This is a genomic window from Sutcliffiella sp. FSL R7-0096 (assembly GCF_038595065.1).
In the GTDB taxonomy this organism is placed as follows: Bacteria; Bacillota; Bacilli; order Bacillales; family Bacillaceae_I; genus Sutcliffiella_A.
The window spans coordinates 1,460,345-1,472,266 of sequence record NZ_CP152003.1; the positions used below are offsets into that span (position 1 = coordinate 1,460,345).

The 11,922-nt window shown below is 41.4% G+C and carries 10 protein-coding genes; 4 read left to right on the forward strand and 6 right to left on the reverse strand.

The features are described 5' to 3' along the window. Nucleotides 1-20: 20 nt before the first annotated feature. The 5 genes from MKY77_RS07420 to MKY77_RS07440 form a co-directional block, all read right to left on the reverse strand. Complete coding sequence (locus MKY77_RS07420) at nucleotides 21-686, reverse strand: lysophospholipid acyltransferase family protein (protein WP_339149599.1); 666 nt, start codon at nucleotides 684-686, stop codon at nucleotides 21-23. Further along, nucleotides 655-1,446 carry a carotenoid biosynthesis protein gene (locus MKY77_RS07425; protein WP_339149600.1) on the reverse strand — a complete coding sequence of 264 codons (792 nt, stop codon included), beginning with the start codon at nucleotides 1,444-1,446 and terminating at the stop codon, nucleotides 655-657. The genes MKY77_RS07420 and MKY77_RS07425 overlap by 32 nt, the downstream gene beginning before the upstream one ends. A 310-nt stretch (nucleotides 1,447-1,756) precedes the next feature. After that, complete coding sequence (locus MKY77_RS07430; RefSeq protein ID WP_339149601.1) at nucleotides 1,757-3,130, reverse strand: ammonium transporter; 1,374 nt, start codon at nucleotides 3,128-3,130, stop codon at nucleotides 1,757-1,759. A 28-nt stretch (nucleotides 3,131-3,158) separates the two neighbouring features. Continuing rightward, nucleotides 3,159-3,500 carry a P-II family nitrogen regulator gene (locus tag MKY77_RS07435; RefSeq protein WP_339149602.1) on the reverse strand — a complete coding sequence of 114 codons (342 nt, stop codon included), beginning with the start codon at nucleotides 3,498-3,500 and terminating at the stop codon, nucleotides 3,159-3,161. Nucleotides 3,501-3,706: 206 nt separating this feature from the next. After that, nucleotides 3,707-5,062 (reverse strand): MATE family efflux transporter, encoded by a 1,356-nt coding sequence (locus MKY77_RS07440; RefSeq protein WP_339149603.1) that lies wholly within the window; start codon nucleotides 5,060-5,062, stop codon nucleotides 3,707-3,709. Between the two features lie 120 nt (nucleotides 5,063-5,182). Here MKY77_RS07440 and MKY77_RS07445 point away from each other — a divergent pair, with 120 nt between their 5' ends. Then, a complete protein-coding gene (locus tag MKY77_RS07445; RefSeq protein ID WP_339149604.1) occupies nucleotides 5,183-6,055 on the forward strand; it encodes a helix-turn-helix domain-containing protein in 873 nt (290 codons plus the stop codon). Nucleotides 6,056-6,147: 92 nt separating this feature from the next. Here MKY77_RS07445 and MKY77_RS07450 read toward each other — a convergent pair whose 3' ends face one another. Continuing rightward, nucleotides 6,148-7,911, reverse strand: a complete 1,764-nt coding sequence (locus MKY77_RS07450) for an alpha-glycosidase (protein WP_339149605.1) — start codon at nucleotides 7,909-7,911, stop codon at nucleotides 6,148-6,150. A gap of 438 nt (nucleotides 7,912-8,349) precedes the next feature. Between MKY77_RS07450 and MKY77_RS07455 the strand changes: the two genes are divergently transcribed. The 3 genes from MKY77_RS07455 (at nucleotide 8,350) to MKY77_RS07465 (ending at nucleotide 11,855) form a co-directional block, all read left to right on the forward strand. Further along, the gene (locus MKY77_RS07455; RefSeq protein ID WP_339149606.1) at nucleotides 8,350-9,639 is read left to right on the forward strand and encodes an extracellular solute-binding protein; all 1,290 of its coding nucleotides are present in this window, start codon (nucleotides 8,350-8,352) and stop codon (nucleotides 9,637-9,639) included. 81 nt (nucleotides 9,640-9,720) lie between these two features. Further along, a complete protein-coding gene (locus MKY77_RS07460) occupies nucleotides 9,721-11,013 on the forward strand; it encodes an ABC transporter permease subunit (protein ID WP_339149607.1) in 1,293 nt (430 codons plus the stop codon). Next, nucleotides 11,013-11,855: a sugar ABC transporter permease gene (locus MKY77_RS07465; RefSeq protein ID WP_237661518.1), complete on the forward strand. Its 843-nt coding sequence runs from the start codon at nucleotides 11,013-11,015 to the stop codon at nucleotides 11,853-11,855. Before MKY77_RS07460 ends, MKY77_RS07465 begins: the two co-directional genes overlap by 1 nt. Nucleotides 11,856-11,922 lie beyond the last annotated feature (67 nt).

The following is an 11,922-nucleotide window of genomic DNA, read 5'->3' on the forward strand; positions in this document are numbered from 1 at the left end:
GTTTCCTCCTTTTTAGATGATTATAAGAAAGTTCTGTAACTAGTGGTATTCTGGTCTATTACGTCCTGCTTTACCCTATCAAGAAGACTGGTGTAATGGTCTTCTAGATAAAAATTCTTCTCTTTGGTTGAAGACCCTTCAAGCTGTGAATAAAAAATAGGATCATCAAGCTTAATAAAAACTTCAGGTTTTCTCTCCCCTGTGAACGTATAATACAGGCAAACGGGAACAATCGGAATATCGGTGTTCTTCACGATGTGTACAGCGCCAGGCAGGAATGCAAGCGGGCGGATTTCAAGGTGGCGTTCATCGCCCTGAGGAAATAGCCATAAAGTGTTTCCGTCTTTCAATCTATCCTTTGCATAGTTCATGGAGCGGACAATATCCTTAGGATTATCCCTATTCACCGAGAATCCCCCTATTTTACGGAAAAAAGGGAATTTCTTGATGCCTCTCTCATGCATCATGACATAGCTTTCTTGTTTGATCACAAGTTGGTTCAAATGAAAAACGACCAACGCATCCCACCATGTACTATGGTTTACTATGTACAGGGCCGGGGAGGGTGGAATGGAAACGCTTGGTTCCGCTGCAATCTTTATCCCCCTGAAATGAAATCGGAGGAAGTGCTTGTTGAATTGATGAAAAAAGAAGTCAAACCGTTTGCTTTTTTTTGCTGGAATCATGCGTGAGCTCCTTTGGATTGAGAGTAGCCCCGTATAATAAAAGGGTAGGGATAATCGTCACGACCAAAGCCAAATAAAGCTTGGCTGTTACAGCTATCATACAAAACATCACAATCATCAGGCCGTATAATAGAAACATATTCTTTTCCCAATAGACATTTTCCTTTGAAGTAACTTCTTTTGAAAAATATAATATGAACAGGTGAAATATTAACGACAATCCAAACCAACTGTAGAAGTTGAACAAGGGAATATCATAGTAGATGCTGGAACCTTCCCATATCCAATACTCTTTTGCAAGAAAAGCTACGGGATCGATAATTAAGTCCAACACAACTGTCGCAAACGCTGCAAGTATTGCTTTAGCAAGAAGGGGAGCATGAGGAATGGCTCTTAGCGCCATCACATGAGACGTCGAAATGACCAATACCCAGGCAAAACCAATCGTGATGGGTACACCAAAAAGCTTTGGTCCAAAATAGGAATTATAGTAATATTCACCAAAAAGGAACCCATACTTCACTCCGAAATGTTCCGCAGCCATGGAAACGGTGAATACAGTCAGTGTAAAAACTGCACCGATGCTACGATAGTTCTTTATAAAATAGATCGCCCCAAGTGTTCCTGCAGTAACAAGGAATACGACATTTGCCCATTCCAGCCATGGGGGTAGAAGGTCAAAGGTTAGCAGGACGACACCGCATATGTACCAAATGATGAAAAATTTAAAAAATGTTTTTTCCCATGTGCTAGTAGTCAAGTTAATCACCTCTAGGAGGAATTATACCATTATAGTTAAATGATTGTATAGGTTTTGTATATGTGAAAAAGCGATCCGATGGGCTCTGCCATGGATCGCTTTTACTAGTTGTTTGTTCAACTCCTTTAGATTTACGTTCCAGGTGTTCGCTTTCCGTGGGGCGGTGTTGGAGCCTCCTCACAACGCTCGGGGGTTTCGATCTACCGCTACCTCCCGCAGGAGTCTCTCACCTTGCACTCCAATCTAAAGGGAAACCATCAATCCAATTTCTACTTATAACTATGATGGTCGAGGGTTGACATTCTTAAACTTAATTGGTTTTGACTTTTTTTGCTGGGGTTCCTAGGTTGTTGAGTCGGTGTACTAGTCCTGTACCGAATTCAGGTGCTGAGCTGTTATCAGAGAATACGGACTCTCTTAATTCATAAGCTGCAGAACCATGCTCTGCGAAATCGAGACCTGAAATTTCTTCTTCCTTTGTTACACGGATGGTGGTGAATCTTGTAACAATATAAAGGAAGAGGCTAACAGATCCAACCGTCCAGGCAGTAACTGCAAGCACGCCGATTGCCTGCACGCCTAATTGAGTGACTCCGCCCCCGTAAAACAATCCAGTGGAGGTGGAAAATAGACCGACAGCAAGTGTTCCCCAAATCCCGCAAACTCCGTGCACAGCTATTGCGCCGACAGGGTCGTCAAGCTTCACTTTTCGATCAATGAATGTAACGGCCTCTACTAGTAGAACCCCTGCAACCAGACCGATAATAATCGCGCCGATCGGAGATACATCACCAGTGCCAGCAGTGATTCCCACCAACCCTGCCAAAGCACCATTAAGCGTTAGTGATGCATCAATTCGTTTGTAACGTAGATTTGTGTAAAAAGCGGATGCCAACACTCCTGCGGAAGCAGATAACAAAGTAGTGGTGATGACATGTGGAATAAGGGATGGATCTGCCGCCAATGTGCTACCACCGTTAAATCCGAACCAACCGAACCATAAAATGAATACCCCTAGGGCGCCAAGTGGAATGTTATGCCCAGAAATAACGTTTACTTTTCCGTTCGTGTATTTTCCGAGACGGGCACCAAGGAATTTGACGGCAACAATGGCGCCGAGTGCTCCAGTAAGGTGGACGACGGTAGATCCTGCGAAATCAGTGAATCCAAGTTCTGCTAACCAGCCGCCTCCCCAGATCCAATGACCAACAATTGGATAGATGACAGCGGTCATGGCAACTGTCAATAAGATATAGCTAGAGAGCTTCATGCGTTCAGCAACTGCGCCGGATATAATAGTGGCACAAGTTGCTGCAAACATTGCCTGGAATACGAAGAAACCAATTTGATCTTCGTGACCTCTTAAGAAAAATCCGTCCAATCCGGTAAAACCTGCAATGGAGCTACCGAACATGAGCGCGTAGCCTAAGGCCAAGTATAGAATGGCCGCAATGGAAATCGTCAAGAAATTTTTCATTAAGATATTCAGAGCGTTTTTAGATCTTGTGAATCCTGATTCCACCATGGCGAAGCCTGCATGCATGAAAAATACTAATAGTGCAGCAACCATAATCCAAACCATATCAAGGGAAACGCTTAAACCTTCGACTGTTGGTGCTTGGGCATGTGCGGTGGAACTTACTAGTAATCCGCCAGTAACAAGTAATCCGATTTTTTTCTTCAATTTTATTCATCCTTCCGTTTTTAATTGGTTAAACAATAGCGAGCTTTCCGTTTTCTCCAGTTCGAATCCTGATGGCATCTTCGATTGGATAGATGAAAATCTTTCCGTCGCCAACTGTGTTGCTTGAACATGTTTCTTGAATGATTTGTACAATCTCATCCACAAACTCAGCTTCCACTACCATTTCCACCTTTACTTTCGGAAGCAATTTAATTTCAAAGGTGTTACCTCTGAAAAGTCCTTGTTGTCCTTTTTGTTGTCCACATCCAGCAACTTCAGATACCGTCAATCCATTGATTCCGACTTCCTCTAGCTTTTCACGAAGAGCACGGAAAGTTTCCGGTCTGATGATGGCTTCCACTTTTTTCATCGATATCTCCCCTTTAATTTGGTGTTATATTTCCTAACATCAATAGTTATGTTTTATATCATATTCTATAAATATGTAGCATGCAATAGGAATTATCAAAAAATTCAGTCGAAAGCGCTTACTAGTTTGTAAGGAAATCTCACATTGTTGTAAAATCTAAATGTAAAACGAAAAAAGAACCCTCCAATTGGAGAGTTCTAAGTTCATTAGGATGCTTCTTGTTTTTGTATAAATGATTTGCTGACCCAAGTACGGGATCTCCAGCGGTAAAGCATGATGATTCCGCGCAACCATTCATCCATTATCATGGCAATCCATACGCCGACTAGCCCGAATCCGAAATGGATGCCAAGAATATAGGAGACAGTCACACTCACACCCCACATCGAGCATATGCCGATGTAAACGGGAAATTTAACATCTCCTGCAGCACGCAAGGCATTGATAACTACCAGGTTGAATGAGCGCCCTGGTTCCAGTATGACTGTAAACAAAATCAAGGTGCCACCAAGTGCGATAATGTCAGGGTTCGTAGTGAAGAATCCCAATAATGTATCAGAGAAAATCGCGATAGGTATTGCAGTGGCGATAGAGATCAATATCGCAAGTCGCAGACTTTTAAGGCAACGTTTATAAGCATCCTCTACTTGGCGGGCTCCAATTTGATGACCAATCATTATCTGTGTCCCTTGACTGATGGCAAGGCTGAAAAGGAAAATGAACATCATCAGACTTTGCGTGTACACTTTCGTAGTGAGGGCTTCTGTACCCATCATAACGATGAAGTAAGTAATGACAATCTGGGAGGTGTTATAGGATAAATGTTCACCAGCAGATGGAATGCCAATTTTCAATAGATTTTTCAGATGTTCAATTGGTAGTTTAAACATTCTCCTGAAAGGAAGTGGCTCTTCTATTCTTTTGAATAGAAGGATTGTAATGACGATCAATCCTAATGTACGGCTTACGACCGTGGAAATGGCCACGCCGTCCACACCAAGAACCGGAATGCCGAAGGGACCGAAAATGAACAAATAGTTGCCGATTACATTGATGATATTCATTCCAATCGTGACGTACATGGCATCCCTGGTGAATCCGTAACTTCTGATTGTAGCGCCTATGGTAATGACCAGCGCCTGGATGAATGAGAATACTCCCACCAGTTTCAAATAGGAATCTGCCTCAGACAGGAGCTCAGGAGGAAGGTCCATCATTAATAGAAGTTTGGAGCTGAACAGAAATACGATGATACTTATGGCGAGACTAAATAGAAGGTTGGCTCCAATGGAGACGACGGTCACTTCTGCAGCAAGCCCCCGATTTTTAGCTCCAAGGTATTGAGCCACAAGAATGGTGGTGCCCGTTGCGATGAAGCCGAACATAACAATCAGCATGAATAGAATTTGATTTGCGACACCAACTGCTGCCACCGAGTCATCTGAGTACTGACTCAGCATCAGAATATCTGCATTCCCCATCAGCATGTGCAAGAGTACTTCTATAAAAATTGGCCAAGTTAAGGCGAAAAGTGTCAATTTTTTGGTATTTGTTTCTTTCATTTTTGCTACTCCTTTTGATGATTCCGACATAAAACCATTTCCCAGTTTAAACGCATTTTATTATAATGGAAAGAGAGGATTTCGATACTTATTGGATTATTCCGACTTGAGGTGTAAAGAATGTCAATGATAGCTATGTCCATACCGCCATTTCCAACCTTCATCAGGGGAGGGGAATATACTTTTTATAAAGGAGAACGTCATTTTTCCAGGGTGTTTACCGTTTTTGATTTGCTTTATGTGAAAAAAGGAACTTTATTCATGCAAGAGGGCAAGAAAAGATTTGAAGTTACCGAAGGCCAATATATTATTTTGGTACCGGGAGAAAGGCATGAGGGATATGCGGATTGTGTGGAACAAACGGATTACTTCTGGCTTCACTTTGTCATTCCGGGTAATGAGTATCAAATGGTGGAAGATAAGGAACTTGATTGGTCTTTTGTTTACATAAAGGAGCCGACGTTTACAGAGGTTGGGCACTATCAGTTTCACTTGCCGCAGTTTGGGGAAGTGAACCGCAGGGAGATTGTGGAGCAACAGTTAGAAACACTGTTAAATATACGTGATGGGGATGCCCATGTCCCTGATGACTATTTACGGCAGCAAATACAGTTTTCTGAGTTCGTCGTTCAGTTGCAAAAAGAAGCCTTTTCCATTCCGAGCGCAACGGAGAAGGTGTGTGAAAGTGCAATGAAATACATACAAGAGAATTATAAAAGGCCGGTTAATATGAGTATATTAAAAGAGGAGCTGAACTATCATCCGGATTATCTGACCCGCTGCATGCAAAAGACAATAGGAATCAGCCCCATTCAATATTTGACCCACTACCGACTGAACCACGCGAAACGCTTGCTGGCAGAAACGGAATATAAGGTCTCCGCCATTTCACGTGAGGTGGGTATTGAAGATGTTACCTACTTTTCAAAGCTGTTTAAAAAGGTGGAGGGGACGACGCCCATGGAATATAGAAGATTGGTGCATAGGAAGTGACTTTTTGAGCTGGCGCCTAAACAAAGAAATGCCCGCTAATTTACTTAGCGGGCATTCTTCTTAATTCAAAGGACTAAAGGTATTCCGGTAGATCAGTAAGTCAAAATTTGAAACCCATAAGCCGGAAGCTTTGCTTGTAAAGTTTCAGCTTCTGCAGCAAACTCTTCTCCGCTCCACAAATCGCGCAATACCTTGCCTTTCACACCATCCGGTAGCGTTACAACCAAGTCCTTGTCGCTATTATTGATTACAAAAATGATTCTTTCCCCAATGGTACCGGAAACCTTTTCATACACCACATGGTTTGTTTCATCACTTGCTTCGATGAAACGAATATCCCCATGATTACCAAAGGCAGGAATCTTTTTCCGGAGATCGATCAATTTCTTCACAAATTCAAACATGTCACGATCCTGCTTGTCTTCCTCCCAAATCATGCACTTACGGCAACCAGGATCCTGATCACCAGTCATGCTAAATTCATCTCCGTAATAGATGCACGGAGCTCCGATGAAGGAAAGTTGGAATAGAAACAACAATTTCAATTTGTTTTTGTCTTCTTCACAAATAGTTAGAATACGTGGAGTATCATGGCTACCTAATAAATTGAAGGCAACTTCATTCACATTTACAGGGTAGGAGTGCATTACTTTTGAAATCGAATTAGCAAACTCTGAAGCCTTTGTTTTATTCTTAGCCAAATAGTCAAGTGTTGCAGTTGTAAATGGATAGTTCATCACTGCATCGAATTGATCTCCTTGAAGCCATGGCATGGAGTCGTGCCATATTTCACCCAGGATGTAAACATCTTCTTTTTCTTTTTTCACAGCCTGACGGAAATCTCTCCAGAACTGATGGTCGACTTCATTGGCAACATCCAATCTCCAGCCATCGATGTCAAACTCACGTACCCAATAGCGGCCAACTTCTAGTAAATAATCCTTGACCTCGGGATTCTCCGTATTGAGTTTAGGCATATCGGAAACAAAAGCGAATGCATCATAATTCGGTTTTGGCTTTGTCACCACAGGGAAATCCCAGATATGGAACCAATCTTTATATTTTGATTTCTCCCCATTTTTCAAAACATCTTGGAATGGAGCCCAGAAATAGCCGCTATGATTGAAAACAGCATCTAGCATGACTTTGATACCGTGATCATGACATACTTCCACAAGCTTTTTGAATGTTTCTTTTGTGCCGAATTGAGGGTCGATCTCCATATAGTCAATCGTATCGTATTTATGGTTGGAGTGAGCCTTGAATATCGGTGTGAAATAAATACCGGTGATGCCAAGGTCAACTAAATGATCGATATGCTCTATGACGCCTTCAAAGTCACCACCAAAAAAATTAGTGGTAGAAGGTTCCGTGCTTCCCCAAGGAAGTGCGCCTTCCGGATCGTTTTCTTTATTGCCGTTTCCGAAGCGTTCAGGGAAAATTTGATACCAGATTGTATCCTTTGCCCAAGCAGGTGCTTGGAACACATCCGCTTTATTTAGAAAGGGAAAGCAAAAGTAGAGACCGCAATCTTTAGGTTCATCTTCATAAAATCCTTTTTCATTATAAATCAATTCTTCTTCGCCTGATGTTAAGGCAAACCCATAACGTAGTCGTCTGAATTCAGGTGAAACTTCTGCAATCCAGTAATCATAGAATTCATCCGATCCGGATTTATCCATGACTTTCCTTTCTGAAACCCATTCGCCTTTCTCCCAAACATATGGATCGCCGTGTATCAATTCTACAGCTTCCACATCATTTTTCTTTGTTTGCAAACGGATATGTAGAGTCGTTTCATTATACGCGTACGCAAAGTTATTCTTGGGACGATGGAATATTGCTTCCTTAAGCATATAGTATTCAACCTCTCCTTCATGCAATCGATTGCATTTTTTATGAGAAAAAAATGGTTGAAAAGGTTTCATTGCCATTTTATTCAACATAAGGGTATGCCAAAACGAAAGCGTTGTCAATGAAAACAGACCCAGTCCAAGCAATCGAGTTAGGGCGGAAAAATATTCTGAATCAATAGTCCTGTATCTAGTTTGACAAACTCATATATAGCAAGGCTTTTAGCGAAGTTTGTTAATAGACTGTCCATAATATCTATCACTATATTAAATTTTTTGAAAAAAACAGGTTGTCAATTGGGCGAATACATGTATAATAAAAAGTGAAAGTTGTGCAATCGTTTTCACGAAAAATGTAAGCGTTATATGGTTTCGCTTACATTTTATGCAATCGTTTGTGCATCTTAGTAGAAAGATTATTCAAATGACGGAGGGGTCAAAATGAAAAAATTCCTAGCAATGTTAATGGTTGCCGTTTTAACTTTAGGCGTCCTGGCTGCATGTGGTCCACAACGTGAGACAGGCAATGAAGGTGGCAACACTGGTGCTGAAGGCGAAGGTACTACAACTGAGGGTGTAGATAAGCCAGAAAGCCTTACAGTATGGGTAAATGATGATGAGAAACAAAGAGCGGCACTAGATGAAATCTTTGCAGCTTATACAGAAGAAACTGGTATTGAAGTTAAAGCGACTGGTATCTCCATGTTGGATCAAGTAGAAGCTCTTGCTCTTGATGGCCCTGCTGGAAAAGGTCCAGATGTATTCTTCGGTCCACATGACCGACTTGGTGATATCGTACTTCGTGGTCTTGCAGATCCAATCGACTTAGGGGAAGATGCTTCTCTTTACAGCGAAACAGCAATCAATGCAGTAACAATTGATGGTGAAGCATATGGAGTACCACAAGTTATCGAAACTTACGGTATGTTCTACAATAAAGATCTTGTATCTGCTGAAGAAATTGCAACTATGGAAGGTCTTATGACAGTTGCTGAAGAGCAAACAGATGCTAGTCAAGATAAATATGGATTCTTGATGGAAGCTACTAACTTCTATTTCATCTATCCTTTCTTTGCTGGTAATGGCGGATATGTTTTCAATAACGATGGTTCTGGTTTTGATGCTTCTGACATCGGTCTTGCTAACGAAGGCGCTGTTGAAGGTGGAGAACTTGTACAATCTTGGTTCGACAATGGATACATCCCTAAAGAAATCAATGGCGATATCATGAGTGGATTATTCACTGATGGCAAAGTTGCAACTGTTCTTACAGGTCCTTGGAACATCGCTACTTACAGAGATGCTTTGGGTGACAAATTGGGTACAGCTACACTTCCGAAACTGGATAATGGAGACGTTCCTAAGTCTTTCGTTGGGGTAAAAGCTTGGATGTTAAGCTCATACTCTGAGAATCAGGAGTGGGCAATCGACTTAATGAAATTCATTACAAACTATGACAATGCTATGAAATACTATCAAGCTGCTGGTGAAATGCCTGCACTTCAAGAAGCATTAGATAGCGAAGAAATTGCTAACGATGAAATCATCGGTGCATTCGCTGAGCAAACTCAATATGGTGAGCCAATGCCAAACATTCCACAAATGCAACAAGTTTGGGATCCTATGGGTAGCGCTCTTCAATTCATCGCTAACGGAGACGATGTTGGTGAAGTATTAGAAGAAGCGGTTCAAACAATCGAAGATAATATTGCAGCAAGTGGAGCTCAATAATTACTAACGATTAAACCTGGTGGATAGACTAAGCTGAGACGCTAGTCTATCCACCATATTTCTTTAAAAGGAGGATCTGCTATGTCCGGCACAGCAACTGAAAAAATGCGCTCACATAATCCAACCTTAGCAATGGTCCTTTCCATTATTTTTGCAGGGTTAGGTCAACTCTATAACCGCAGATATGCGAAAGGGATATCATTCATCATCATTGAAGCCGCATTTTTGATTACTTTTTTCGAGTTTCTTAACATTGGTTATTGGGGACTATTCACACTTGGAGAAATTCCTCGAGTAGACCACTCCATCTTTTTATTAATACAAGGATTGATTTCTGTTATTATCACTGTATTTGCAGTGGCCTTATACTATCTGAACGTAGTGGATGCAAGAAACAATGCAATCGACTTGAAGTTGGGAAAAGAAAAGCCAACTGTAAAAGAAGCATTCAAGAACTTTTATGACACTGGCTTCCCTTACTTAATGGTAATCCCAGGATTGATTTTACTATTATTCGTAGTAGTTCTACCACTAATGTTTATGGTTTCCTTGGCTTTTACAGATTACAACCTATATAACACGCCTCCAAGAGCGTTATTAAATTGGGTTGGCTTTGAGAACTTTACCAGTCTGGTATCGATTCCACTTTGGAAAACGACATTCATAAGTGTTTTTGCTTGGACGATTGTTTGGACCGTCTGCGCAACTACAGGACAAATTGCGCTAGGATTATTCCTGGCATTGCTAGTAAATGACCCCCGTATAAAATATAAACGCTTTATTCGTACGATTTTAATTTTACCTTGGGCAGTACCAGCGTTCGTCACAATCTTGATCTTTGCTGCGATGTTCAATGACCGATTCGGTGCGATCAACCGTGACATCTTAAGTACCATTGGTGTAGCACTACCATGGTTGACTGATCCGTTTTATACAAAGATAGCAATAATCATGATTCAAACTTGGCTCGGCTTCCCGTTCGTTTTCGCACTATTTACAGGGGTACTTCAGAGTATCTCCAAGGATTGGTATGAAGCAGCGGATGTGGATGGCGGAACTCGTTTCCAAAAATTCCGTTTCATTACGATGCCACATCTTTTATATGCAACAGCTCCACTATTGATCATGCAGTATGCAGGAAACTTTAATAACTTTAACATCATCTATCTGTTCAACCAAGGTGGTCCTGCAGTTCGTGGACAGAACGCAGGTGGTTCGGACATTCTGATTTCATGGGTTTATAAATTGACGTTCGATACGAGTAACTACAACATGGCAGCAGCAATATCCATCATACTCGGACTTATTGTAGCAGGATTTGCCTTCTTCCAATTCCGTCGTACTCGTTCGTTTAAAGAGGAGGGTAATATATAATGAACCTTAAAACAAAATCTAAGATCGAAGTATCATTGATCTATTTATTCCTAGGCTTCATGTTCATCATTATTGCCTACCCGCTTTTATGGACTATCGGCTTATCCCTTAACCCGGGAACAAGTCTTTACTCTGCATCGATGATTCCTGAAAACTGGTCGCTTGTACATTATAAATGGCTATTTACAGATCCACAGAGTGATTACTTGACATGGTATAAAAACAGTATCATGGTCGCGGTTGCGAATTCATTCTTTTCAGTATTGATCACCGCGTTTGTAGCATATGCGTTCTCTCGCTACCGTTTTGTAGGAAGAACGTATGGATTATATGCATTCCTTCTATTACAAATGTTCCCTGCTTTGATGGCGATGGTTGCAATCTACATCATGCTGAACATGGTCGGTTTATTGGATTCACTTGTAGGATTGACATTGGTTTACATCGGTGGACAAATACCATTTAATGCATGGCTTGTAAAAGGGTATTTCGATACCATCCCTAAAGAGTTGGATGAAGCGGCACGCATGGACGGAGCTGGACACTTTGGCGTATTCTTCAAAATCATGCTCCCTCTTGCCAAACCTATTCTTGCAGTGGTAGCACTATTTAACTTCATGGCACCATTTACAGACTTTATCCTGCCTCGGATTGTGTTGAGGAACCCGGAGAATTTCACGTTAGCCTTGGGATTATTCAACTTTATCAATGATCAGTTCGCTAACAACTTCACTCGTTTTGCGGCAGGTTCCATCCTGATTGCCATTCCGATTGCGTTGATGTTCTTGTTCTTGCAACGATATTTGATTGCCGGACTAACTGCAGGTGGAACAAAAGGATAAGAATAGTATATAATCGTTTATGGAAAGTAAGGGTCTTTGACCGAATACTATAATACTAAAACGATTT